The organism is Neobacillus drentensis, assembly GCF_036962125.1.
Lineage (GTDB): Bacteria > Bacillota > Bacilli > Bacillales > Cytobacillaceae > Neobacillus > Neobacillus drentensis_B.
This window is the reverse complement of the sequence record NZ_JBALOA010000003.1, coordinates 102,110-128,030: the sequence shown is the minus strand read 5'-3', so window position 1 is coordinate 128,030 and position 25,921 is coordinate 102,110. Positions and strand designations below refer to the sequence as shown.

Annotated in this window: 31 protein-coding genes; 5 read left to right on the top strand and 26 right to left on the bottom strand. The window is 38.0% G+C overall.

Features of this window, described 5'->3' with window-relative positions; all coding sequences use genetic code 11:
• Positions 1-38 precede the first annotated feature (38 nt).
• On the bottom strand, positions 39-296 hold the full coding sequence (locus V7121_RS02665; RefSeq protein ID WP_335503191.1) for a hypothetical protein: 258 nt from the start codon (positions 294-296) through the stop codon (positions 39-41).
• A 196-nt stretch (positions 297-492) separates the two neighbouring features.
• Entirely contained in the window at positions 493-840 is a 348-nt protein-coding gene (locus tag V7121_RS02660; RefSeq protein WP_335503188.1) for a metal-sensitive transcriptional regulator, read from the bottom strand.
• 183 nt (positions 841-1,023) lie between these two features.
• Between V7121_RS02660 and V7121_RS02655 the strand changes: the two genes are divergently transcribed.
• Positions 1,024-1,185 (top strand): hypothetical protein, encoded by a 162-nt coding sequence (locus V7121_RS02655; RefSeq protein ID WP_335503185.1) that lies wholly within the window; start codon positions 1,024-1,026, stop codon positions 1,183-1,185.
• Between the two features lie 70 nt (positions 1,186-1,255).
• Here the strand turns inward: V7121_RS02655 and V7121_RS02650 are convergent, their stop codons facing one another.
• A complete protein-coding gene (locus V7121_RS02650; protein ID WP_335545599.1) occupies positions 1,256-1,732 on the bottom strand; it encodes a CBS domain-containing protein in 477 nt (158 codons plus the stop codon).
• 36 nt (positions 1,733-1,768) lie between these two features.
• A complete protein-coding gene (locus V7121_RS02645; RefSeq protein ID WP_335545598.1) occupies positions 1,769-2,419 on the bottom strand; it encodes a TetR/AcrR family transcriptional regulator in 651 nt (216 codons plus the stop codon).
• A 288-nt stretch (positions 2,420-2,707) separates the two neighbouring features.
• On the opposite strand from V7121_RS02645, the gene V7121_RS02640 reads away from it, so the two are divergent.
• Positions 2,708-2,869 carry a hypothetical protein gene (locus tag V7121_RS02640; protein ID WP_335503178.1) on the top strand — a complete coding sequence of 54 codons (162 nt, stop codon included), beginning with the start codon at positions 2,708-2,710 and terminating at the stop codon, positions 2,867-2,869.
• 175 nt (positions 2,870-3,044) lie between these two features.
• Positions 3,045-3,485 (top strand): hypothetical protein, encoded by a 441-nt coding sequence (locus V7121_RS02635; RefSeq protein ID WP_335503176.1) that lies wholly within the window; start codon positions 3,045-3,047, stop codon positions 3,483-3,485.
• Positions 3,486-3,640: 155 nt separating this feature from the next.
• Here V7121_RS02635 and V7121_RS02630 read toward each other — a convergent pair whose 3' ends face one another.
• Entirely contained in the window at positions 3,641-4,213 is a 573-nt protein-coding gene (locus V7121_RS02630) for a DNA-3-methyladenine glycosylase I (protein ID WP_335503174.1), read from the bottom strand.
• Positions 4,214-4,667: 454 nt separating this feature from the next.
• Between V7121_RS02630 and V7121_RS02625 the strand changes: the two genes are divergently transcribed.
• The gene (locus V7121_RS02625; RefSeq protein WP_335502517.1) at positions 4,668-5,489 is read left to right on the top strand and encodes a Cof-type HAD-IIB family hydrolase; all 822 of its coding nucleotides are present in this window, start codon (positions 4,668-4,670) and stop codon (positions 5,487-5,489) included.
• Between the two features lie 140 nt (positions 5,490-5,629).
• Positions 5,630-6,220, top strand: a complete 591-nt coding sequence (locus V7121_RS02620; protein WP_335502514.1) for a hypothetical protein — start codon at positions 5,630-5,632, stop codon at positions 6,218-6,220.
• 105 nt (positions 6,221-6,325) lie between these two features.
• Here V7121_RS02620 and V7121_RS02615 read toward each other — a convergent pair whose 3' ends face one another.
• The 21 genes from V7121_RS02615 to flgB form a co-directional block, all read right to left on the bottom strand.
• Positions 6,326-7,261 carry a manganese-dependent inorganic pyrophosphatase gene (locus V7121_RS02615; protein WP_335502511.1) on the bottom strand — a complete coding sequence of 312 codons (936 nt, stop codon included), beginning with the start codon at positions 7,259-7,261 and terminating at the stop codon, positions 6,326-6,328.
• 166 nt (positions 7,262-7,427) lie between these two features.
• Complete coding sequence (locus tag V7121_RS02610) at positions 7,428-9,572, bottom strand: sensor domain-containing protein (protein ID WP_335502508.1); 2,145 nt, start codon at positions 9,570-9,572, stop codon at positions 7,428-7,430.
• Between the two features lie 36 nt (positions 9,573-9,608).
• A complete protein-coding gene (locus V7121_RS02605) occupies positions 9,609-10,412 on the bottom strand; it encodes a sigma-70 family RNA polymerase sigma factor (protein ID WP_335545596.1) in 804 nt (267 codons plus the stop codon).
• Positions 10,413-10,424: 12 nt separating this feature from the next.
• Positions 10,425-10,799, bottom strand: coding sequence for a hypothetical protein (locus V7121_RS02600; protein WP_335545594.1), 375 nt, complete (start codon positions 10,797-10,799; stop codon positions 10,425-10,427).
• 12 nt (positions 10,800-10,811) lie between these two features.
• Positions 10,812-11,690: a MinD/ParA family protein gene (locus tag V7121_RS02595; protein ID WP_335502501.1), complete on the bottom strand. Its 879-nt coding sequence runs from the start codon at positions 11,688-11,690 to the stop codon at positions 10,812-10,814.
• A gap of 1 nt (position 11,691) precedes the next feature.
• Positions 11,692-12,999 (bottom strand): flagellar biosynthesis protein FlhF, encoded by a 1,308-nt coding sequence (flhF, locus tag V7121_RS02590; RefSeq protein ID WP_335502496.1) that lies wholly within the window; start codon positions 12,997-12,999, stop codon positions 11,692-11,694.
• The gene (flhA, locus tag V7121_RS02585; RefSeq protein ID WP_335502493.1) at positions 12,996-15,029 is read right to left on the bottom strand and encodes a flagellar biosynthesis protein FlhA; all 2,034 of its coding nucleotides are present in this window, start codon (positions 15,027-15,029) and stop codon (positions 12,996-12,998) included. The genes flhF and flhA overlap by 4 nt, the downstream gene beginning before the upstream one ends.
• A complete protein-coding gene (flhB, locus tag V7121_RS02580; protein ID WP_335502491.1) occupies positions 15,026-16,120 on the bottom strand; it encodes a flagellar biosynthesis protein FlhB in 1,095 nt (364 codons plus the stop codon). The genes flhA and flhB overlap by 4 nt, the downstream gene beginning before the upstream one ends.
• Positions 16,121-16,124: 4 nt before the next feature.
• The gene (gene fliR, locus V7121_RS02575) at positions 16,125-16,901 is read right to left on the bottom strand and encodes a flagellar biosynthetic protein FliR (RefSeq protein WP_335502490.1); all 777 of its coding nucleotides are present in this window, start codon (positions 16,899-16,901) and stop codon (positions 16,125-16,127) included.
• A 9-nt stretch (positions 16,902-16,910) separates the two neighbouring features.
• Positions 16,911-17,180, bottom strand: coding sequence for a flagellar biosynthesis protein FliQ (gene fliQ / locus V7121_RS02570; protein WP_335502489.1), 270 nt, complete (start codon positions 17,178-17,180; stop codon positions 16,911-16,913).
• A 16-nt stretch (positions 17,181-17,196) separates the two neighbouring features.
• The gene (gene fliP / locus V7121_RS02565; RefSeq protein WP_420490638.1) at positions 17,197-17,805 is read right to left on the bottom strand and encodes a flagellar type III secretion system pore protein FliP; all 609 of its coding nucleotides are present in this window, start codon (positions 17,803-17,805) and stop codon (positions 17,197-17,199) included.
• A gap of 145 nt (positions 17,806-17,950) precedes the next feature.
• Positions 17,951-18,526, bottom strand: a complete 576-nt coding sequence (locus tag V7121_RS02560) for a flagellar biosynthetic protein FliO (protein ID WP_335502487.1) — start codon at positions 18,524-18,526, stop codon at positions 17,951-17,953.
• Positions 18,527-18,552: 26 nt separating this feature from the next.
• On the bottom strand, positions 18,553-19,410 hold the full coding sequence (locus V7121_RS02555; protein ID WP_335502486.1) for a MotE family protein: 858 nt from the start codon (positions 19,408-19,410) through the stop codon (positions 18,553-18,555).
• Between the two features lie 12 nt (positions 19,411-19,422).
• Positions 19,423-19,857, bottom strand: a complete 435-nt coding sequence (gene fliJ, locus V7121_RS02550) for a flagellar export protein FliJ (protein ID WP_335502485.1) — start codon at positions 19,855-19,857, stop codon at positions 19,423-19,425.
• Positions 19,854-21,176, bottom strand: coding sequence for a flagellar protein export ATPase FliI (gene fliI / locus V7121_RS02545; RefSeq protein ID WP_335502482.1), 1,323 nt, complete (start codon positions 21,174-21,176; stop codon positions 19,854-19,856). The genes fliJ and fliI overlap by 4 nt, the downstream gene beginning before the upstream one ends.
• A complete protein-coding gene (locus V7121_RS02540) occupies positions 21,160-21,987 on the bottom strand; it encodes a FliH/SctL family protein (RefSeq protein WP_335545592.1) in 828 nt (275 codons plus the stop codon). The genes fliI and V7121_RS02540 overlap by 17 nt, the downstream gene beginning before the upstream one ends.
• Positions 21,971-22,981: a flagellar motor switch protein FliG gene (fliG, locus tag V7121_RS02535; RefSeq protein ID WP_335502479.1), complete on the bottom strand. Its 1,011-nt coding sequence runs from the start codon at positions 22,979-22,981 to the stop codon at positions 21,971-21,973. The genes V7121_RS02540 and fliG overlap by 17 nt, the downstream gene beginning before the upstream one ends.
• 5 nt (positions 22,982-22,986) lie before the next feature.
• Positions 22,987-24,576 carry a flagellar basal-body MS-ring/collar protein FliF gene (gene fliF / locus V7121_RS02530; RefSeq protein WP_335545590.1) on the bottom strand — a complete coding sequence of 530 codons (1,590 nt, stop codon included), beginning with the start codon at positions 24,574-24,576 and terminating at the stop codon, positions 22,987-22,989.
• 31 nt (positions 24,577-24,607) lie between these two features.
• Positions 24,608-24,907, bottom strand: a complete 300-nt coding sequence (gene fliE, locus V7121_RS02525; RefSeq protein ID WP_335545588.1) for a flagellar hook-basal body complex protein FliE — start codon at positions 24,905-24,907, stop codon at positions 24,608-24,610.
• Positions 24,908-24,918: 11 nt separating this feature from the next.
• A complete protein-coding gene (gene flgC / locus V7121_RS02520; protein WP_335502470.1) occupies positions 24,919-25,374 on the bottom strand; it encodes a flagellar basal body rod protein FlgC in 456 nt (151 codons plus the stop codon).
• 5 nt (positions 25,375-25,379) lie between these two features.
• Positions 25,380-25,772 carry a flagellar basal body rod protein FlgB gene (flgB, locus tag V7121_RS02515; protein ID WP_335502468.1) on the bottom strand — a complete coding sequence of 131 codons (393 nt, stop codon included), beginning with the start codon at positions 25,770-25,772 and terminating at the stop codon, positions 25,380-25,382.
• Positions 25,773-25,921: the final 149 nt, after the last annotated feature.

The window sequence follows — 25,921 nt, the reverse complement described above, 5'->3', positions numbered from 1 at the left end:
CCTCTCAATCCGCTGATCAGGTCCACTTCTTATTGGAATCATCGTTTTCTTTTAAAAAAATGAACGATAACCCCCCCAATAATTGCCCCAATCCCGGCAGCACCTAATAACAGAAAATAAAGTGTATCAGCTAAATCCCTCATACCCTCCCCTGGAAAAACGGCTGCTTTTATCCCGAAAATAATCGATGCAAATAATAAGATAATGGCTGGACTCCAATTTACCCATCTAGATTTTATTTTCATTAACAGAAATGGAATCACCGTACCAATTAGAATTAACACTATAAAATACATTGACACAACATCCTTTCTTGGATATTTTATTCAAATTGAAGTTTTTTGCTTTAGTCTCATGTAAAGGATAAAGATACCGCCCTTTGTTTGTAAACACCTGAAATAATTTTCTTCCCTTCCAAAAAAGAGAATGTACCAAGTATTGGTACATCCTCTTTCGAAAAACAGTCTTGTTTTGAATATCATTCGTCACAATTTACTTTTTCATTAGTTTTTGGATGGTAACCAAAACCTCATCCAAGACTTCAAAATCACCTTCCTGAATTCTTTCCACCACACAGCTCTTCATGTGACCTTCCAGCAAGATTTTGGCTACGCTATTTAAGGCGGATTGGGTGGCTGAAATCTGGTTGATTACATCATCACAATATGTATCTTTTTCAATCAAGCCTTTTATGCCGCGAATTTGACCTTCTATCCTGTTTAACCTTGTTACCAGATTCGTTTTCACCTTATCGGAATGATGACTTTTCCGGTTACTCCCTTCATGTGAGCAGCAGGAATCATCCAAAAGTTCGTCATCTCTATTGACTTCATTAGACATTTGGTCCGCCTCCTTTATGGACTATTATAACATACACCATTTATTTTCATTTCACATATAGATAATTAATATGGTAATGAACTCTGTTTAAAATTTTTAACTTTTCTGATTATTTATTCTAGCTTTATTTCCATTTCTTCATATATAATATTTTCATAACTAATTTGAAGGGTGTTGGTTAATATGGCAAACCAGTCTGAAGGGAAAAAAATCTCTGTGAATTCAACCATTTCTTTAAAAGGAATCGTCAAAGCCATTTTCAACGATACCGTTCATGTGCAAATTGGCGGGAAAATAATCACGCTCCCGGCATCTGAGCTTTTGCTTGAGAAACCTGTCCAATAAGTGAAACAATAGCAATATATTAATTTAAATGGCCCTTCACTATCTTGTGAAGGGCTTATAATGGCATTGATTACATTTCATTAATGATCGCTTCTTGGATGCTGCGAATGACATCTCCCCGGCTGATTACACCGACCACATGATTCGATGCATTCACAACAGGGAGTTTTTTAAAGTGATGCTTAGACAAAAGAGAGACGACTTTTTTCATATCATCTTCAGGATGGACAGTAACCACACCATGTGTTTTTGCAATTCTAATAATTTCTCGGTCGGCTAATTCATCTAAACGATTCTCAATTTTTTCCTCTGCTACATACGTGATTAACGAGAAATAATCATGAATCCGGCGATTGACTGGACTGATTGCTCGTAAAATATCTCCATCAGTTACAATTCCACGTAACACACCGAATTCATCGACAATCGGGACACCGCCAATTTTTTTTTCAACAAACATGGCCGTAACCTCTTTAATGGTAGCATTCGAACGAGCTGAAATTACATCTTTGACCATAAAATCCTCAACCTGTACATTTATCATCATCGACACCGCTTTCAGTTTATTATTAATCAAATATCCCTAATCATCAGCTAGTTGACGCAATTGTTCTAACGTTTCTGGCGGGAAAACCATCCGGCAAATCACCTTCGCAATTTCATGAAAATCTGTCGTACAACTCCCATTCTGATCCTGAATCCATTGACTATTCTCCACAACTACTAAAATTGCCCATGAGACCGAATTTAAATCCAAATCTCCCCAGGTTAATCTTTTATCCTTCGCTTGTTGCAGCCCAAAAAGAATTCTTTCATGAATCTTGCTTCTTGCTTCACGCAAAAACTCAGCCAGTTCTGGGTCTTTCAGCATCAATTCCGGCAAAACCCGGTGTAGTTCTAACTCATTCAACCGTTGATAATGTGCTTGTAAGAGGGAGGCTAATAATGTTTCTGGATCACGAGATACCCAGGTCGGTTCAGGAGGGAGAAGCTCGTCTAATTTATCCTCTAATAATGACATTAACAGTTGTCGTTTGTCTGAAAAATAACGATAAAAGGTGCCAGTTGCAACCCCTGCATACGAAGCGATTTCCTTAGCAGTAGTTTGCTCGTACCCTTTCGAAATAAACAATGTACGACCACTTTCGAGCAAGGCATTTCTTTTTTGCTGGGCTCGTTCTTGTTTTGGGATAAAAGGAAATTCACCAATTAATTGGTCATCACGGTCTGACATTTTATCACCTCTCTCTTATCATACCACTATTTTTAAATTTGAACCACAGTTCATGTTTTTATTGACAGCCTACAGAAAAAATGCGATACTTGAACCACGGTTCATGTTAAATCGCTATTGTTGTTTATACACCCCTTTGCAAAATAGCCGGCTCCAACATGACCGATTTTTTTATAAATAATCTTTATTGTTGCAGGAGTTTATCATATAGTTCCGAATAATTTAATGTATCTTTATTTTTTGTTCCATGATCCTTTACTTCTACCAATTTCGAAAGGCGTTGATCTTGTGGCCAATCCATCTGAATCCAAAAAAATCTCTGTTAATTCAACCATTTCATTAAAGGGAATTGTGAAAGCCATTTTCAACGATACCATCCATGTCCAAATTGGCGGTAAAGTTATTACATTGCCAACTTCTGAGTTTGCAGTTGATAATCCTCGACAATAATCCAAAAATATCTTAAATACAAAGTAAAGCCCCTCACGTTTGTGATGGGCTTTTTTTGTAATTTTAGGAGCATTCTCGAATTTTCTTCATAACATACAAAAGATATATTTTAATTCATAGATTTCTACTATTGCCATAATCGTTCATATGAAGGTTAAGTGGGATGTGAAAATCATTGAAAAATACTTGTGACGTTGAAAAAGGTCTGCAAACAGTTATTACCATCCAACGAAATCTTGATATTATTACGGCATTTTTATTATTAACTGGTCAAGTGACAGTTGTTAGACTTATTGTAGAACCAGGAGGATTTGCCCTCTCGGTTGGTGGACCGCTTACAGGAATAGGACGCTTAGAAGGAAAATCTGGTAATAAGACATTGAGTTTATTATTGGACGTTGGGGATATCCTTTTAGCCATTTTATTGCTTAGTGATCAGACAAATGTGTCAGGTATCTTTTTGGGACCAGGCCGGTTTAGTTTTAATATTACTGGACCGATTTTTGGCGTTCCAAAACATGAACCGACATTGCCTGATTTGGAAAAGGTCTTTACTCAATTTCGCTGGATTGTTTCAGAACACTTTGATATCGAACCAGAAACTATAATCTATTAAAAGGAAGTGGCAACATGTCTTTAACAGATCTCCCAACGTTCGAACCGTCTAAGGGTGAGATTTTTCTATTTCTACTATCTATTGCCATTTTTATATTTTTCTTTACACAAACTAAAGAAAGCGATGTCTCTCCATCGAGATAATCGCTTTTTTCATCAGTTTGTTTGTTGGAGTGTCTTTTGATAACAATCACAGGTGACAATATGGTCATTCACCATCCCCGTCGCTTGCATAAACGCATAACAAATGGTGGATCCGACAAATTTAAAACCGCGTTTTTTTAAATCCTTACTGAGTTTGTCACTTATTTCCGTGACAGCCGGCACCTCGTCCATTTCTTTGAAGTGATTATGGATAGGCTTTCCTCCAACAAAGGACCATATGTACTTACTGAACGAACCAAATTCCTCGATAACCTTTACAAACGCATTGGCATTTGTAATAACAGCATTAATTTTAAGCTTATTGCGGACAATCCCTTCATTTTGAAGCAATTCCTCGATTTTCTGTTCATCATATCTGATAATTTTTTCAACTTCAAAGTTGTCAAAGGCCCTTCTGTAATTCTCACGCTTTTTTAAAATCGTATACCAACTCAGTCCTGCCTGGGCCCCTTCGAGATTTAAGTATTCAAACAATAACCGGTCATCATAAACCGGAACGCCCCATTCATGGTCATGATAATTGATATATAGTGGATCCTGATTTACCCAGCCGCAACGATTCATGTTTACTCATCCTCCATCACTTCTATCTGCCAGCTTCTTCCTTGCTGACTGTAATTATGCTCCTTTAAGTATTACATATTTTTTCAAAAATAAGTACCTACCGTACGAATATCTTTGTCCTTATAAAAATCCATTAAAGGATCAACTTTAATGGATTCCCCAGTTAGGTTATTTTCCGATAAGCCCTGCGTTCTGCATATTCTGAGCAAGGAATACACACTTTTACGATTTCGTCTTTATCATTGATATATTTCCGGAGCGGACTTACTTTTCTTTTACAAATACTGCATTTACTTTTAAAAATACTAAAAAAAGACATGCTCGTTCAACTCCATCATTAGGGTAGTACTTTATTTTATTACTAGATTCTATAATTGGGTTCAATTGTTAAAAGTTTTTTTTCGTAAATTATAGTAAGATAGAGTAAATCGATTAGAGAAAGGACACATCCAGAATGACCTATAAAATGATTGTATTAGACTTAGATGATACGTTATTACAAGACGACCATACGATTTCCCCACGAACAAAAAAAGCGTTAATGGATGCTCAGGAACTTGGGGTTAAGGTAGTTTTAGCATCAGGGCGCCCTACCTATGCAATGCATCATATTGCTGATGAATTATCTCTAAAGGAATATGGCAGCTTTATTCTTTCTTTTAATGGGGCAAAAATAACCAACTGCCGAACCGGTGAAGAGCTTTTTAGCAGTACGCTTTCACCAGAAACCGTTCGTGACCTATATGAATTAAGTCGCCGCGAAAATGTTTGGATGCATACCTATGTCGGCGACACCATCGTTACTGAGGCTGGTAACCAATATACTGATATTGAAGCTGAAATTACCGGGCTTGATATTATTGAGGTTAGTAGCTTAGTAGATTCTGTAAATGAACCAGTCGTAAAAGTATTAATGCTTGAAGACGAAGCAATCCTTGCAAATGTCGAACAAAAGCTGCAGCAGGAATTAGCTGGACAACTAAGCGTGATGCGCTCGAAGCCCTTCTTTTTAGAGTTCACCGAGGCAGGTGTCACAAAAGGAACGAGTCTCGACCAGTTAATTGCCAAGCTCGGAATTGACCGCACGGAAGTGATTGCAATGGGAGACAGCTACAATGATTTAGCAATGATTGAATTTGCAGGTCTTGGTGTCGCAATGGGCAATGCCCCTGATGATATAAAGGAAAAGGCCGATTATGTGACCGACTCGAATATGAACGATGGCGTCGCAAAGGTCATCGAAAAATTTGTTTTAAAGGCACCACTGCTCGTCTAAATAAATATGATGATAAATGCTTGGGGTTCGATGAGAATTCCCAAGCATTTTTTTTATCATTGGACCCTAGCCCAATCATGTCCCCTCTTTTGTCCTTTACGCATAAACTATCACAATCAAAACAAAAGGCGGAGAGAGGTATGGGATTATTTATTAATAACAATGAACATCCGGAGGTTTATAAAAATACACACCCGTCTGAAACGTCGAATCAGGTGATTTCAAGACAGGATTTTTTGTCAGAACTCATGAAGGAACAACAAAAGGCAAATGCAGCACTCGAAAAAGCCTTATCTGAATTAGGGTTTAAAACGCGGATACAGGAGGAAACTCAATTAACCCATTGGAATTATGTGGGTGAACAACTGGTGGATTTACGGAAGCGATTGGACAGCAACGAGGATACAAATCATCAACTTATCGTTCAAATGAATGAACAGCTAGAATTACAAAAAGAGTTTGCTGAAACACTAACGAAACAAGAGGAGTTTCAAGCTGGTGTTTTACAACGTCTGGACACTCAGGAAGCTCTAATCGACAAAATTACTCGTCAAATCAATCATATTCGTTCAATTTTATTTGAAAGAACCAATTACTTGGCAGCGAAAATAGATGAAGGCTATAAAATCACCTCTTCTTATGTCTATAAATTAATGACAGGTTCTGATCAACCTTTAACCTTTTTGTTGATGAAAGATAAGAAAGAGGAAAATCAAAAGCAAACTGACTAAATTCACAGGTACAAATAATGAAACAACCCGTGTTAGGAATTTTTAAAATATATCTATAAGCAGAAAAAGACCGTCCATGAAAATGTCCATGGACGGTCGATTAGACTACACACCTTTAGTAAAAATATCCGTTAAAACTGGTACAATTTGTTTTTTACGTGAAACAACACCTTTTAATGGAGCGGTGTTATTTGTAAGGGTAACATTATAAGCTTTTTCCACGGCCGCCGATTTGCTTCCTAAAGCTAAACCAACTGAATCGTTTGTTAAAATATCTGTTACCACAAACAGGAATAAGTCTAATTTCTTTTCTTCAATGATGATAGAAATGGCTGCTTCTAATTCCGCTTGGCGAGCAAGAACATCTTCTGTGTCGACTACATTCACTTGAGCAATTTCCACTTTACTTGAACCCATTTCAAACCCTTTCGCATCCAAGCTTAGGAGTTCAGCTATAGATTTATCGCGAACATCTGCACCCGCTTTAAGCATCTCAAGCCCGTATACATCCGCATCAACTCCAGCGATCTCCGCTAACTCACGTGCTGCAGCCACGTCTTCTGGCGTACAAGTTGGGGACTTAAATAATAAAGAGTCAGAAATAATCGCTGAAAGCATAAGACCTGCGATTGGTTTACTGATTTGTTTATTGTTTTCTTTATACATTTTATTTAAGATCGTTGCCGTACAGCCCACAGGCTCGCAGCGGTAATACAAGGGATCGCTTGTTTCAAAATTCGCAATGCGGTGGTGGTCGATTACTTCAAGGACACGAACCTCCTCAATATCATTGGCACTTTGCTGGCGCTCGTTGTGATCGACTAAAATAACGGAGTTCGCCTCACTAGCCACGGCTTCAACCAAACGCGGAACCTCTGCGTTAAATTGCTTAAGAGCATATTCTGTTTCCCCATTTATTTGTCCTAAACGAACTGGTTCAACATCCATGCCTAATTGTGTTTTTAAGTCTGCATATGCAATCGCAGAACAAATGGTATCGGTGTCAGGATTTTTATGACCGAAAATAAGTATTTTTTCCATTTTACTACTCCTAATCCTATTAATTATGTAGGTCAAGCCCAATTGACCTGAGAATGGCCCTAACAAAAATTATATAATATTCCGTTTCAGGATTCAAAAAATAAAACAGTTTATTTTATAACAACTAGATTACAATAAAGTACCATTTAACATCTAAAACTATCTCTTACGTGCAAAAAAAACTGAGAGGTAGATCGGATAATAATTGTTTCAATTCTTGAGCTGGAAGCGGTTTACTAAAGAGAAAGCCTTGAGCCTCATTACAACGGTGATTGCGTAGAACGCCTAACTGTTCATTTGTTTCCACCCCTTCAGCAATAACACTTAGTCCTAAATTGTGTGCCATTAGGAGGATCGTAGTAGCAATATTTTCATCATCTTTGTTTTTGGCAATATCACTAATGAAAGATCGATCGATCTTTAAATAATCGATTGGGAATTTTTTTAAATAACTAAGTGAACTATAGCCTGTTCCAAAATCATCAATTGAAATATTGACACCAAGCCCTTTGAGATCATGTAAAATAGTTGATGCAATTTCCACATCCATGGTCATACTTTCTGTTATTTCTATGGTAAGGCAGATTGGATCAATACCAGTTTCTTTAATAATTTCAGCAATCATCGGAACAAGGTTAGGTTGAAAAAACTGGCGAATCGAAATATTTACCGAAATAGTTGATAGGATGAAACCACTATCTTGCCATTTCTTCATTTGAACGCATGCTTTTTTTAAAACTATTTCACCTATTTGTATAATCATTCCAGTTTCTTCAGCAATCGGGATAAATTCGTCAGGAGGTATTTTTCCACGAAAGGGATTTTCCCAGCGAACCAATGCTTCTACACCAGTAATCTTATTTGTAGAAAGGTCAATAATAGGTTGATAATGTAGAATAAATTCGTTTTTTTCGATTGCTTTCCTTAATTCATTTTCAATTTCTATGCGTTTATGGTTCTTTTTATCAAGATTCAAATGATAGAATTGAATATTGTTTCTTCCATTTTTTTTCGCATGATACATTGCTATATCAGCTTTACTTGATAACTCATTCGCTTTTATTCCATCAAGTGGGAAAAGACTAATACCAATACTCGGAGTAATAAAAACTTCATTTCCGGCAATAAAAAAGGGCATAGAAAAAGCATCCGTGACTCTACTTGAAATAAGAGTGATTTCTTGTTTTGTTACATGGTCTAATAGGATTGTAAACTCATCACTGCCTCGGCGAGATACCACATCATTCGTTCGAACACTCTGTTGAATCCGCTCGGCAACTTTTTTTAACAATTGGTCACCAACATTATGGCCAAGATAATCATTGATTCGCTTAAATTGGTCCAAATCAAGATACAATAACCCTATCAACTTGCCTTCTTCTTTTTTATAAAGATTGATTGCTATATTAACTTGTTCATCAAAAAAACGTCTGTTGGCTAAGCCTGTTAGTTCATCATAAGATGATAAAAAATTTATCTTCTCTTGTGCATGATAATGTTGAATAACTAAACAAGTTAGATCGGTTGCCTTTTTAATCATTTGCTTTTCGCGCGCATTAGGAATACGTGGCTTGTTAAAGTACATATCAAATATCCCTAATAGTGTCTTATCTTTATCACTTATTGGGGTAGACCAGCTTGCTCTTACTTTAGGGGCTTCCCCCAGAGTTAGAGTCGTTCCATTTTCATTGACTAAATGAATGGAGCATACTCCTCCATTAGAGTCCTTCTTAATCGAATAAATAATCTCTTCTAATACTACTTTTAATGGGTAATTATTAACAATCATTTCAAGTACTTTATTTTGGTCGAAGAAAGAAGGATTATAATTGCTTTTTTCACTATTCTTAACAATCCCTAAAATCCCACAAATTTGTTTATCCAAGCTTACTGGAATAAAAGTTATAGATACCGAAACTCTTGTTCCTTTCTTATCGTAAATAGCTGAATCGAAACTTTCACGATTCCCTTGTAAGACATTTTCAAAAGAACGCAAGGTTATTTCCAAACAATCATCGTGGACCAATGTGATAAAAGACATTAATAGTGCTTCCTTTGTTGGATAACCCGTTAATTTCTCAGCAGCATCATTAAACAGTATAAAGTTACCTTCCAAATCTAGGGCGAAACAAGCATCTTCATGTTCATCAAAAAGAGACTTATAAATTTTGAAAGGAGTCTTGGCATCAAACGAAGTTTTCACAGACAACACCATTTCTTGATTTATTTTGATTCTAACGATAGATATACTTCTATAGTATTTATCGGAAAAACAAAATATTTGTTTAACAAAATCTCTATTTTCTTTCAAAAAAAAACACACTCCTAAAAAGAGTGTGGAAAAAAATTAGATAAATGAATCTAATGAATAACCTTTTGCTTCAAAGCTCTGTCTAATACGGAGGATTGCGCGCGAATGAATTTGGGAGATTCTCCCTTTCGTAAGATTTAATACTTCCGCAATTTCTACTTGAGTTAGTCCCTCATAATATAATAATGAAATAACTAACCTTTCTTTTTCAGGCATTTTATCGATACAAGCAGCAATCATTTGTCTGAAATCTGCCATTTGCATTTGCTGTTCATGGTTCACAAAACTATCATCTTTAATCTGATCCAAGCGACTTTGCTGTTTTCCATCATCTTCATTTGAATTCATCGGTTCATTCAGAGAAAGCAATGTGGAAACTGATAAGGCAGCCATTGCTTTATCCACTTCATCAAGTGGAATATTCATATATTGGCTAAGTTCCTCTTCGGTCGGGGATCTCATTAAATTTTGTTCCAATTCTCGAAACGCACTATTGAGTTTTTTTGCTTTATCTCTTAATCCGCGCGGCACCCAGTCCATTTGACGAATCCCATCCAACATGGCTCCTTTAATCCGCCATAAGCCAAAGGTTTCAAATTGAAAGCCCTTATTATAATCAAATTTTTTGATAGCTTCTAGTAAACCTATATATCCTAACCCCATCAAGTCCTCTTTGGGAATAATACGTTGCGGTATACTTTGACTCAATCGATTGGCCATTTGCTCAACTAGATACATATATTGTTTGACAAGATGTTCCTGTGACCTTGAATCGTGATTCTCACGATAAGTCCTCCACAATAAATCATGTGGTAAAGTTTCTTTCATACCTGCTCCCAACGTTCATCCCTCCTAGTCTTGGGTTGTCCAATTTCTGATCATGCCTGAGATCTCTTCAGGAACTTTTGTGTTCTCCCCTTTATGTATAGATTGTAAGGGAATCTGTTGAAATGCATCTTCCAGACCTACATCTACTTGGTTTGTCATATCTGGACTTGTTTTACTTTCCTCAGTTGGATTATTAGCCTGGCCCGCATTCAAGTTTTGCTTTATTATCATTTGATTCAAAGCAAAACGTAATAAATAACCTAAAACAAAGAAAAGGACAAAACCCAAACACGCTCTTAACATAGATGTTTGCCAAGTATTATTAGTAACCGAAAATAAATAAGTAAGAAGAAACGCAATGAAGCCCAAGATAGCATTAAGTTTCCAATTCGCAGCCATTTGTTCCTCCTTTTACTTACGTATTGAAAAAATTTTTTCAAAAAAATTTCGTATCCCCCTTGTTGGCGTCGCTGGAGATTCCTTGGAATTCGGAAGGTAAGAATAAACAATTTGTCTAATGTTTTTTGATGCTTCACAATTTGGATAGGAAATATAAAATGGCATTTGTGATCTGACCGATTGCCTTACGTGATCATCTTCCATCAAATAACCAAGAGTTGATAAATTAAATTTTAGAAAACTACTTGAGGCATTTTTTATTGCTCTAGACGTATCAACTGCTTCCCGAAAGTTTTGAGCTCGATTTACCACCAGTCGAAATTTGGGAGTTTGGTTCGTGAACTGCAGAACCGTCTTTAAAACAGCATACGAGTCTGCAATTGCAGTCGGTTCCGGTGTTGTAACTAATATGGTTTCATCGGATGCTAAAATAAAATCGACTAACTCTTTTGAGATACCCGCACCTGTGTCTAATAAAATAAAATCAGCATACGTTTGAAGTTTTTGAATCTGGCCCCAAAAAAATGAGAGTGTGCTTGGGTCTAATTCCATTAAATCCTGAATCTCTAGTCCTCCAGAGATATAATCAATGCCTGCCGTTCCTTTTTCTAAAACATCCCATATCGATTTCTGTCGGTGCAAAACATCCGCAAGACTATTTCGTGCCGTGATCCCCATGAGGATATTAATATTTGCGGTTGATAAGTCTAAATCTAAGAGGACAACTTTTTTACCAGCTTCATTTAATCCTAAAGCAAAGTTTAGGGTGAAATTTGATTTACCTACCCCACCCTTTCCGCTCGTAATCGTTATGACCCGAGCAGAATGTTTATCTTCTTGCTGGATATTAAATCGATGCATATATTCCCTAAGACTTTGTGCTTGGTCCATTTTAACTTTCCTTCCCTAATAAGTATCTCGCAAGCATCTTTGCATCGATGGTGCTAATATCCTCAGGGACACTCTGCCCATTCGTTAGATACGATAATTGATATGGGTATTTATAGGCAATATTAAGAATGGACCCATAACTTGATGTTTCATCCATTTTGGTTAAAATCAGTTTTTTAATTGAGCTCTCCAAAAACTCATTCAATATGATTTGCATATCTTCAAATTTAGTGGTCATACTTAACACTAAGTAATTTTCACTCTGAATAGGATGATTTAAAAATTGATTAATAGTTTGGCGGTTTTTCACATCTTTATAATTTCGGCCAGTAGTGTCCATATAAATTAGATCGTAGTATTGTAGTTTTTTCAGTGCCGTTTCTAGTTCATCCGCTGTTCGCACCACTTCTACAGGTACATTTAGAATGGCAGCATAGGTTTTTAACTGATCTACTGCGGCTATACGATAGACATCTGTGGTAATCATACCAACCCTACGGTTTTGTTTTAGAACTTGTTCTGTCGCTAGTTTTGCAATCGAAGTGGTTTTACCCACTCCCGTCGGTCCAATAACATTAATCATCCGTGTTTGCTCGTGAACCATATTTGTAATGGGTAATTTCTTTTGAATCATCCCAGAAATTATTGTGAATAACTCCGTTTCAATGACGTCATCATTTAAATCATTTTGTCCATCGTACTTTGTGACAATTCGATTTACGATTTCCGCAAGCACTTCCTCATCTACACCTTGTTTTTTTAAATGGGCCACCCACTTCGCCAAGCTTGGGTGCATCATATCCGGTTGCCGCTCATTAATCAAGAAGGTCATCATCATTTTTTTCATTTGCTGCAATTCTTCCAGAACCGAATTCTCATTTTCCACCGACTTCGATTCTGATGAAGGAATCGCATTTGTTAACGAATGGGTAGAAGGCATGGGTGTCGAAATCGTATTTTCAGTGCTGGTTGTCGATTTAGTATAAAAATTATATAAATCTTGAGGCTTCTTATGGAATCCCGATTTATTCTCTTCCTTATCGTCGATATTGATTTGGGAATCATTACTTTTTAATTCTGGTTTATAGGGCTTCTCTTTCAATTCTAATGAGAATTTAGGCTCAGATTTAGGGCTTTCCTTCTCAATCGAATAGGCAGTCACTTCAAATTTTTGTTTTGAAAATAACCCAAAAATCCCCCCCTTGTTAATGGTCCTCGTATTAACAATAATCGCATTTTCCCCTAATTGCTGCCTAACCATCTTTAAAGCAAGGGGCATAGAATCTGCAACAATTTTTTTTGTTTTCATATATTCACCACTCCTATACTTTGAATTTCAATAGTAGGTTCCAGCTCAGTGTAAGCAAGAACAGGTACGGTCGGCATGATTTTATCAACAAATTGTTTCAAGTACATCCGAATCGACGGTGAAGTAAGAAAAATGGGAAGACCACCCGCTTTAACCACACGGTCGATTTGTTCCTGAAGGACTTCTATAATCCTTCGATTTGTTTGTGGGTCCATTGAAAGGTAATAACCTCCAGCTTCCGTTTGCTGAATGCAATCTGAAATCCCTTTCTCTAATGTGGCTCCTGCAGTTAAAACATTTATAACTCCATCTTCCGAATATTGCTCAGTAATTTGACGTGTCAGCGACTGACGAACATACTCTGTTAATACCCTTGGGTCTTTCGTATAGACTGCGAAATCGGCAAGAGTTTCAAAGATAGCGGCTAAATCTCTGATCGATATTTGCTCTCGAAGTAGATTCTGTAAAACCTTTTGAATGTCACCGTAAGAAAGTAAATTAGGTACGAGTTCGTCAACTAGATTTGGGTGACTTTCTTTTAAGTTATCGATTAATTCCTTTGTTTCTTCTCTTCTCAATAACTGGTACGCATATTGTTTCAATACCTCAGTCAAATGCGTGGCAATTACGGAAGGAGGATCAACAATCATATAACCCATTAGTTCGGCCATTTGTTTTGCTTCCAAGCTAACCCAGGTAGCTGGTAGGCCAAACGCTGGTTCTATGACCTGAATTCCATCTATCCCTGATCCTTCTGCACCCTGATTCATCGCGAGAAAATGATCTAAGTATACCTCACCGCTTGCAATCTTAGTGCCGCGAAATTTAAGCACATACTGATTCGGGGTCAACTGTAAATTGTCTCTAATCCGAATCGTCGGAATAACCAAACCTAATTCAATCGCAAATTGCCTACGAATCATGACAATTCGATCGAGAATGTCACCGCCCTGTTTTTGATCGGCTAAAGGAATTAACCCATAGCCTATTTCTAATTCCAAGGTATCAAGCTGCAACAGGCTAATTACCTTCTCAGGATTACTGATATCATCTTCGATTGATTCATTTTCAACCTCTGCACTGAGTAGTTCCTCTTTATTAGCAGATTTCTGCATAGTATAAGCACTAAATGCTAAAATCCCAGCAACTGGAAATGTTAAGAAAAGACCGATTGGTGTAAATAATCCAAGCATAAAAATGGTTACAGCAACAATATAGAGCAGCTTCGGGTAATTAAAAATTTGTTGGATAATATCTGATCCCAAACTGCCGTCTGTGGCAGCTCGAGTCACCGTTATCCCAGTAGCTGTTGAAATAAGTAAGGCTGGTACCTGGCTGACCAATCCATCCCCTACAGATAACAGGGTGAAGGTGCTTGCTGCCTCGGCAAACCCCATGCCATGAATGGCAATACCAATGATAAATCCACCAATAACATTTATTAAAAGAATAATAATACCTGCGATGGCGTCCCCTTTAACAAACTTACTTGCCCCGTCCATCGCTCCGTAAAAATCAGCTTCCATTTCGATTTTCCGGCGGCGGACACGGGCATCTTGTTCACTAATTAATCCAGCATTCATATCGGCATCAATACTCATTTGCTTACCAGGCATGGCATCCAAGGTGAAACGAGCTGCAACTTCCGCAACCCTTTCAGAACCCTTAGTAATAACAATAAATTGAATGACAACAAGAATTAGGAAAACAATAAAACCGATGACCGGACTTCCACCAATTACGAAGGAGCCAAACGTCTCGATTACTTTTCCACCATCAGCTTTAGAAAGAATGGAACGAGTAGTTGAGACATTAAGGGCTAACCTAAATAACGTCGTAATTAAAAGCGCGGTTGGAAAAATTGAAAAATCTAATGGTTCTTTCGTATTCATCGCTACTAATAAAATCATTAAGGATGCACAGATATTAAAAATTAGTAGAAAATCCAATAATAGTGTAGGTAGTGGAATGATCATCATCGTGACAATTAGTATGACAACGATGAATACCGAAAATTCTTTTATTTTCATGTCATCATCCCCTTATACCGACCTTCCTGATAGTAAACATACGCTAATATCTCCCCCACTGCATTGAACAATTCTTCTGGTATTGGCTGTCCGATTTCCACTGCTGCATAGAGTGCACGAGCCAAAGGTCTGTTTTCAACCGTCATAATTTTATTTTCTTTTGCGATTTCCTTAATTTTCAAGGCAATATGGTCTATTCCTTTAGCAATCACTTCTGGTGCAGCCATTGTTTCGAAATCATATTTGATAGCTACAGCAAAGTGCGTAGGATTAGTAATCACGACATCCGCCTTGGGGAGATCCTGCATCATCCGATTCATGGCCAACTGCTGCTGCCTCGCTCTCCGTTTCCCTTTTATCAACGGATCGCCTTCCATCTTTTTATGTTCATCCTTAATATCCTGTTTAGACATCCGAAGCTTCTTTTCATGGGAGAACCATTGATAGAAGTAATCGGCAGCAGCCAATACAACCAAGCAGATAGCTATTGTTATCCCAATATTCACCGTAAGTGAACCTACAAATCTTGCAGAGTCATACAGATTTTTTTCACCAATCTTAAACAACTCATTTTTCTGTTTCCATATTATTAAAAAGACGATTACTGTGGTTATCACGATTTTCAAAATTGATTTGATTAATTCGACGATGGAACGAATCGAGAAAATTTGTTTTGCTCCTTGCAATGGATTTAGTTTAGCTAAATTCATTTTTAATGACTCAGCATTAAACATAAAGCCAACCTGCATGTAATTGGCTAAGACCCCTGCTACGAGCACCACTGCAAATATGGGCAAGACTAACTTCGTGACATCCCACAATAATTGAGTAAATAACATCTGTGTATTAGAGATTGATAGATCCCAAAGCAAGTATTCTTGAAAACTATGCCGATAGATATTTAAGCAACCCTCCATAAAACTCTTTCCGCCGATCATAAAGAATGAAAAGGCGAACAGTAATGTGAGCGCAGAAGAAACCTCAGGGCTCTTCGCGACCTGCCCTTTTTTCCTAGCATCACGCCGCTTATTTGGCGTGGCTTTTTCCGTCTTTTCATCAGCAAATAATTGCAAATCTATACGAAGAAGCATTCTTCTACACCCCCATTATTTTCAGGATTGAGTACATCGAGGTAAACATGTTTTCAAAAAGAATTTTTAATAAATAAAAGAAACTAGGAAGAATAAAAATATAAATAAAAAAATGAATCATGATCTTCATAGGTGGGAATACCGCAAACAAGTTCATCTGTGGCACAGTCCTTGCAATAATTCCCAAGGCCACATCCACCAGAAACAGCGTCCCAATAATTGGTGCAGCCATCATAAAGCCAATTAAAAACATTTGTTGGACACAATCTAGCAAAAAGGAGGCTAAATGGCCGTCGGTAAACGCTGGAACAGTAGCTTGGATAGGAATCCAATCAAAACTTGTTAATACCCCTTGGATAAGGAGATGGTGACCATCTGTTGCTAGTAATACAAGTAAAGCTAAAGTATTTTGCATCCGACCCGAAAGTTGTGCGCTTGTCCCAAACGTGGGATCAAAAAGGCTTGCCATCGAAAAACCAATCAAAACATCCATCAAGGAGCCTGCCATTTGGACTGCGTACAGCAGAATATTTCCAACCATACCGAGTACGATCCCTACTAGAAATTCTTTGAGAATCAAAACAATAATGAACGACTCATCCAGTTCTGGAATCGGTTCTTTAACCAAGCCCACACAAAGAATACTAAGGACGGCACTAAAACCAATTTTATATTGGTTGGGAATTTGACGTCCGGAAAATAATGGAGCAGTCACCATAAATGTTGTGATGCGTATAAAAATAAGTAAAAGGGTCCACAGTGTCGCAGAATCCATATTCATAATCATCACTTATCCAACAAATTGAGAAAGATTTCCCAATAAACTTTGTGTGAAATCAACCACGTGTCGCAGCATCCACGGACCAAAAATTAAAATGGAGAGGAACACAGCGACAATTTTTGGAACAAAGGCAAGAGTCTGTTCCTGAATTTGGGTAGTCGCTTGAAAAATACTTACTAATAAGCCGACAATTAAGGCAATCCCAGCTACTGGAGCGGTAACAATCAATATGGTGTAAATAGCTTCTTGGGCGATCCGTAAAATTAATTCCGTCGACATGAGCAAAACTCCCTTCTTAGAAACTCACAAGCAATGATTTTACAATTAAATGCCAGCCATCTACTAAAATAAATAATAGAATCTTAAATGGAAGTGAAATCATCACTGGCGGGAGCATCATCATACCCATTGACATCAGGACACTAGAAACAATCATATCAATGACTAGAAATGGGATAAAAATCATAAATCCCATTTGAAAAGCTGTTTTTAATTCACTAATTGCATAAGCTGGCACCAAGGCAGTGAGTGGTATGTCTTTGATTTGATCTGGTTTTTTCATCTTGGCATAATCCATAAATAGCGCTAAATCTTTCTCACGTGTTTGTTTAGCCATAAATTCTTTCAGCGGTTCACTAGCCGATTTGAAAGCTTCCTGCTGCGTCATTTTCCCTGCTAAAAATGGCTGTAGTGCATCATGGTTCATTTCAGAAAAGGTTGGGCCCATGATGAAAAATGTCATGAATAAAGACAATCCGATTAAGACTTGATTGGGAGGTATTTGCTGTGTTCCCAAGGCATTACGAACAAATCCGAATACGACAATAATACGAGTAAAACAGGTCATTAACACGAGTATAGCCGGTGCAATGGACAGAACCGTTATTAATAAAATGATCCGCATGGTATTGGAAACTTTATCGGGATCACTTGATGAGCCTAAGTCGATTCCTGGTAAAATCGATTCAACCGGTCCAGCGGCATGAACCACTGAAATCAAACTGAGTGAAAGCAGAGGAACAAGGATGGCAAGCTTTTTTATCATCTTCCTACTCCTCTCCACTTTCTTGCTGCAAGTTTTGCAAATGTTTTCGAAAAACAGTATTCCAGATTTTTTTCGTATCTTTTGGAAACCATTTAGGTGTCTGTCCATCAGCTGCTTGATTTTCATAGACTTCAAGAAGATGCTGATACTCTTCACCTTGAGAAATGGTCCGAATTAGCGTAACGTCTTCCCCTACCCCAACAATATAGATTGTTTGACCAATGAGTAAGATTTGCATTGATCGGTTATTGCCAAGCAAATGACTGCCGATGGGGAGGACTGGACCATTCGCTTGCATACCATTTCCTCTTTTTGATAAGTAACGTAATAATAAAAACAATAATCCAATCACCAAAATAAACGAGAAAATAAACTTCAAGAATAAGGGGAATAAAGAAGTTGATTGACTATCCACGGCTTTTGTCGATGTTGTTGATGCAGGCGACGTTTTCGTTTCACCCTTTTGGATAGAATCATAAACGGAAGGCTCGCCGCTAGATATTGAACCCGCGGCAAAGGTAGTGGATTGAAATGAAAATAAATATAAAAGCAGAACAAAAAAAACTATCGTGCGTTTCATGAGTTTCTCCTTCCTTGGAGTTATTTCTAGTTGTTTAAATCGGCAGTGATTAGTGCAGCTAATTTAGCATCCACTTTAGTAATTTCCGTTAATATTTGAGACCGGGTAGTTGTACTAATATTTTTCATAAGTTCCATCGCTACAATCGAATTACTTTTCATCATGGATTGAATAATGATGGCTGATTGAGCTGCTGGCATCCCTGCTATTGTCTCCGATAGGGTATCGGCTGGATTCTCTTGTTTTAAGGCAAGTTCTTGAACCTGTTCTTCGATTGTTTGCTGTTCAGTTTCATAGAGTGAAGGGATTTCTTTCAGCATCATTGTTATTTGAGCCGCTTTCTTTGGGTCCTTCATCCCTCCAAGAATATTGCTTTGTTGCTCTTGACCCAGCATCATTAATGTTACTGATGCGTCCTCCAAGGACATTGCTTCAAATATTTTTGCTGCTTTAGAAGGTGACATATTTTCATAGATTGCTGCCACTTGCTTCAAGTCTTCTTGGGATTTTTGAGTTTCTTTTTCTTTTAATTGAGTTTCTAAATCCGTATTTTTCTGTTTAAGTACCTCTAAACTATTTTGATTGGTGCTCAGGTCTTTTTTCAAGTTTGACATTTTTTGATTTAACTCTTTAACAGCAGAATTACTTGCTACATATTTATTCTTCCAGTAATCGGTATCATCCTGACCTTCTGCCTGTACAGTTGCTGGTTCAGGTACTAATTGATTAATGAGTGGAATTTGATTTCCCCATTCTTGAAATGTCTTCCCCACTGAAAAACCCATAAATTTCAATAAAAACGCCACTAAAATAACAGTAGCTATTAAAGGTATGATCACAATATAAGTGATATTGGCTAGTTTTGAGCGATGCTTTTCTTCCATTTGTTTCTCTCCTCATAACCTCCGGGAATAGCGAAGGATGGCCATTTCATCCATCATGGCTTGTTCCTGTTTATCCAATTGCTTTTGAAATACATCCTTGGATTTGGCTTTCCATTGATTCCACATCTTTGCTTCCTGTGTTTTTTCGATGAGTAATTGGTGTTTTTGTTCTACCTCTTGGTGTATTAGCTGAGATTGGTTCTCCAGTTTTTTCATCTGTTGGTTAACATGATCAATCTCATTCTGAAGCTCTTGAATTTCCCAAATGGTTTTCCGGTTGACTTGGTTATATTGGTTGAATACCTCGTCCTTTACCATTACTAAACCTTCTATTTGATCCTCAATTTGAGATTGTTGAAGTTTAACCGTACCGTATTCCTGATGGGCTATTTCTTTTTCTTTTTCTTTGAAATCAAGTACTTTTTGAAATGAAAAGTTAAATTTCATCGCATAATCGCTCCAAATTGTGATGTTAAGAAGGATTCCGCTTCCTCTAGTTTAGAAGGTTCATAGATACCCTGCCTTAAAAAAAGATTCATTTGAGGCCTTAACCGCATGGCTAAATCAATCTCACGGTTCGACCCCTTTTTGTAGGCACCAATATTTATTAAATCTTCTGCTGAGTTATAGGATGCTAATAAGTTTTTAAAGTTTCGTGCCGCGTTTATGTGTTCATCGGAAGCAATTTCTGTCATGACCCGGCTAACACTGTTTAATACATCAATGGCAGGGAATATCCCCTTCGCCCCAATGGCACGATTGAGAACGACGTGGCCATCTAATATTCCTCGAACGGCATCTGCAATCGGTTCGTTCATGTCGTCTCCATCGACGAGTACCGTATAAATGGCAGATATCGTTCCCTTTAGTCCAGTTCCAGCCCGTTCTAATAACTGTGGAAGCATCGCAAATACAGAAGGTGTATATCCTTTAGTTGTTGGCGGTTCTCCAATTGCTAAGCCAATTTCCCTTTGAGCCATAGCAAAGCGGGTAACAGAATCCATTACTAGCATTACGTCCATACCTTGATCACGGAAATATTCCGCAATGGAGGTGGCGGTTAAGGCACCCTTTATTCGTATCAATGCCGGTTGATCAGATGTAGCAACAATGACAACTGATTTTTTCAACCCTTCTTCTCCAAGGTTTTGTTCAATAAAATCGAGGACTTCCCGCCCTCTCTCACCAATTAATGCAATGACGTTTACATCTGCTGTTGTATTTCTAGAAATCATCCCAAGCAATGTACTTTTTCCCACACCGCTTCCAGCAAAGATCCCCATTCGCTGACCTTTGCCCATCGTTAAGAGTCCATCAATGGTCTTTACACCCACTCCTAATGGAGCTTGAATCCTTGGTCTGCTTAATGGGTTAGGTGGGACTGCGTGAGTAGCAACCTCCTCTAATCCAACTGGCATTGGTTTACCATCGATTGGCTGACCCAGTCCATCAAGAACGCGCCCTAGCAAATGGCGGCCTGCTTTTACCATCATCTGTTTACCACTAGCGACCACATCACACCCTGGGCCAATCGAACGGACCTCACCAAGTGGCATCAGCAGCACCTTGTTTTCCCTGATGCCTACTACTTCTGCCTGAATGGGAATTTGAGAATTTTTAGGGTAAATCGAGCACAATTCACCAATTCTAACATCTGGCCCCTGTGATTCAATGGTAAGCCCAATAATTTGCGTGATTTTCCCATTTACCCGAACCGGATCCACGCTGCGAATGAGCTTGGCATATTTATCAGCTGATAATTCCACTTTCCGGCTCCCTTCTCGCTTCTAGAATCACCTTTTTGATTTCTTCGATTTGCGTATCAATCCGTGCATCGACACTCCCATAGGCGGTGCGGATAATACATCCTTTCGCCGTGACTGAATAGTCTGGAATAATTTTAATTTCAGTTTCCCCATTAACAACGGCAACCAAATGGGCCCGTTGTGATTGTATGAAATCAAAATCATCGGGATGAACACAAACGGTGATAAATTCTTTTTCTTTAAAGCGAAGGATATGTTGTTTAATCAACTCCACAAATTGAACTGGATTATTGGTTAATTCTTGTTTGATGATATGGGTCGCAATAACTGTACTAAGCTCAAGCAAAAATGGTTCTGCTTCAGAAATAATTGCTTCTTTTTGTACATAGGCTTGTTCTAACAAGTTTTGCACCTGCTCTATTTTTCCTAAGTACGCCCGTTCAATTCCTATCTCTGCTTCTTGTTTTCCCGCAGCATATCCATCTTGATAGCCTTTCTGTTCCGATTCACGGGATAGGAGTTCTAACTGATGATTATTTTCTTCCCACCATTGGTCCAACTGAGCTTTTGTTGATTCAAGTAGTGCTGCTGCCTTTTGTTCAGCTCCAGCAACGATCGATTGTGCTTGAAATTCGGCCTCTTGGATTATTTGCTGCGCCATACTTCCTAAAGAATCGTCTGCCGCTAGTTCCAGCTGATGATTGGAATCATCCTCATTCCTTTTGACAAAAATCCTCGGCTGGGTAATTAGTTTTTTTTCTTCCATTACTGAAAGCTGGGAGGATTTGAAAACCTTAGAATAAGACGTCATCCGACCCACCTCGTGCAATAACTAACTCGCCAGAATCCTCCAAACGGCGAATAATGGAAACAATTCTTCCTTGTGATTCCTCAACATCCTTGACTCTAACCGGTCCAAGATATTGCATTTCTTCCTCGAAGGTTTCGACCATCCGTGAGGACATATTTTCGAAAATAACCTTTTTTACTTCTGGACTTGACGCTTTTAAAGCCAACAGCAAATCCTGGTTTTCAACTTCTTGGATGACACGTTGAATCGCACGTTTATCCAATGTAATGATATCTTCAAACACAAACATCCGTTTTTTGATTTCATCAACAAGTTCATTGTCTTTCATTTCAAGCTGCTCTAGAATGCTCTTCTCTGTCGCACGGTCTACACCATTAAGGATATTGACGATTGCATCAATTCCACCCACCACACTGAAGTCGTGTCGAATCGTTGATGCTAGCTTTTGCTCTAAAATATTTTCTACTTCTTTAATTACTTCCGGTGAAGTTTGTTCTAACATAGCAATTCTTCTCGCAACATCCGATTGCAATTCATCATCGAGTGAAGCAAGAATCATTGATGATTGCTGAGGTTCTAAATGTGCAAGTACCAAAGCAATGGTCTGCGGATGCTCATTTTGAAGAAAATGATAGATTTGCATTGCATCTACGCGGCGCGCAAAATCAAATGGCTTAACCTGTAGCTGTGTCGTTAAGCGGTAGATAATTTCTTGAGCACGTTCTTTACCAAGGGCTGACTCTAAAACATCCTGTGCATAACTAATACCACCCATTTGAAGAAAGTCTTGAGCAATACACATCTCATGAAATTCCTTTAAAACTTCTTCTTTTTCTTTCGGATCGACCTTTTGAATATTAGCAATCGCAAGTGTAATCTGATCAATCTCTTCCTCAGGCAAATACTTGAATACTTTTGCGGAAGCTTCCTTTCCCAATGCAATTAGCAAAATTGCTGTTTTTTGTTTTCCATTTAACTTTAATGCAGATGCCATGGGACTTAAACCTCCTCTTCATGTATCCATGTTCTAATAACCTTTGAGAAATCTTCCGGTCTTTGATCTAATAATTTCTTCAGTTGACTTTCAACACTCATATCTTGCTCAGCAAAATAGTCAGGCTCATTAACAGGTGATGAATGCTCTAACTCGTCTTCCATTTCATCTTCTTCTTGCCTTCTACGTCTTACCATCCACCAAACCAGACCGCCCACTATTAGGATTCCTGCTAATGCAGCTATACCAATAAGTAACCAATTTTTGGATGTAGTACTTTGTGCTGACGTATTTTTAGCAAACGTATGCGGAAAAACGGTGATCCGTTCATCAATCTGTTGTTGAGTAAGATTGGGATGACCTAGCGCTGTTCGAACAGTATTGGCAACAATATTTCGAATATTATCCTGCGTGGCTTGTGATAACGTTTTGGCTGTGGCTGAATCTGGTTCGACACCAACATTAATGGTAATATCCTCAATTTGATATGGACTTTTTATGATTTCATTGTTAATATGGTTTACTTCATAATTAACCCTATTTTCTGATTCTTCAGAAGTACTTTCACCACCAGAATCTGTCCCCACATAACCCGGAACATCCGTTTCACCAGTTCCTACCACGCCTCCAGCATTAGACCCTGAACCAGTGGAAGATTTAGAGATTTTTTCAGAACTGACAGCAATACCATTGTTATTATTATCTGTTGGCTTTACAAGTTTTTCTTCCGTTTTAACTTTATCAAAATTCATTTTTACATAGGTATGAACAAACACTTTATCTGTTCCAAGGATGTTCCCCAATAAAGATTGCAAATCCTGTTGAATATCCTGCTCAACATTTTTTTGGACTTTACGCTGTTCATCATATTTATCCAATGTCTCGTCCGCACTGTCAGTATCTGTCAGCGTAAGTGTCTCGCTGTACTGGTTCATAATTGTGATATTTTCTACCGGTAGATTTGGTACACTTCGAGCCACTAAAGTATACAGGGCCCTTATTTGCTGAGAAGTTAGCTTCGCACCAGGTTCTACTTCAACCATCACAGATGCACTTGCTTTTTCTTCATCATCCTGACGAATAAACACAGAATTATCAGGAAGGGTAACAATGACCTCAGCGTTTGCAATTCCATCTACATGTTTGATGACTTCAGCCACTTGGTTTTGCATAGCTTCGCGTTCAAGGATATCGTATTGTCGATCAGTTGCGCCAAATGATAAATTTTGGCCAAAAATATCGTAATTTATTTTGTTATCTTTCGGATAACCCTGCGAAGCAAGGCTCACTAGTAAGTCAGGTGCATCCTTTTGAGCAACCTGTATACTGGTTCCTGTTTCTGATAACTTATAATCTGTGTAACCTTCCTTGTCCAATTCTGCTTTGATGTCCCCTACTTCCCGCTGGGATAATTGCCCCGTATATAAGGGTACATATTGAGGGCGTGACGCAAAAAAGATAAAGGTAGAAAGGGCAACTAAAAGAACCAAAAATGTCCCTATGATGAGTCCTTTTTGTTTTGAGCTTTTCGACTTCCAGTAATTACTGAAGAGCTCTCCTGTTTGTTTAAGTTGATCTGTCCATGATCGTTTCATCTCTCACCCTGCCTAGCTTTCTATCATTCTTTTAAAATTGCATCCGCATCATTTCTTGATAGGCTTCTAGTGCCTTATCTCTAACCGTAACCGTAAGTTCTAAGGCAACCTTTGCTTTTTGTGATGCTATCGTTACATCATGTATATTGTTAACTTCCCCTGCTGCGGCTTTTACAGTAAGGTCGGAAGCCTGCTTAACAGTTGTATCCACGTTCTCTAGATATCCTTGGAGCACATTCGCAAAGGAAGTGTTTGTAGAATTAGCATCTACTTTTTGAAAAGGATTTTGATTTATTTTGATTAATCCTGTATTAATACCTGAAATGGCCATTTATATTCCCCCTAACGACCCACTTCTAAAGCTTTTAACATCATCGACTTTCCAGTATTAAAGGCCGTTACATTTGCCTCATATGCTCTGGATGCAGCAAGTAAATCAATCATTTCCTTTGATATATCCACATTCGGCATCATGACATAGCCATCAGCATTCGCATCAGGGTTTGTTGGGTCATAGATTGTTTTGAATGGCGTCTTGTCACTCACAATTCCTGATACCCTTACTCCTTGCAATTGTGATTTTGATTCTGATTGTTTTTGAATTTCACCTTGTAAAATTTGATTAAAGTTTTTCTCTCGAGGCTCCATCATAACCATTTTCCGGCGATAGGGCTCCCATTTTCCATTCACAAATTTACCTCTGGTTGATTCAGCATTGGCTATATTAGAGGAAACAACATCCATGCGCAGACGTTGGGCTGTTAATGCGGATGCACTTATATTTAATGAATCAAACATGCCCCTTAACTCCTCCCTTTAATCGCAATTGATAACTGTTGAAATTCACTGTTCATTTGTTCTGTTAGTGTATAGTACCAAATCGAATTTTTTCCCATTCGAGTCATCTCTTCATCGATATCTACGTTATTCCCATTGTTTTGAATAACCGAATTTGTATTATCAACAACCGTTCCTGTAGGAATATTATTTGAATTACCAATCACTAAATGACGAGCATCGGTACGGTTTCCAGCAAAATTAGTTTGATTGGTTAAATGTTTTTTAAGTATATCTTCAAAAACGACTTGTTTTGTTTTATAGCCGGGAGTTTCTGCATTTGCAATATTATTAGAAATAACCTGTTGTCGTAAACTAGAGGCATCCATTGCCTTTTGTAGGAGGCTAATATTACTCAAATCGACCCCTCCTTTCTACCTGAAAAACTTCAAAATATTTTGATAGTATATCAATATCATTTTACATACATCAATCAATATACTAAAAAAAGGTTAATAAATCTATTGTTTTTTCACATACCGCAATGAAGGCAATGAACTTTCTGTTA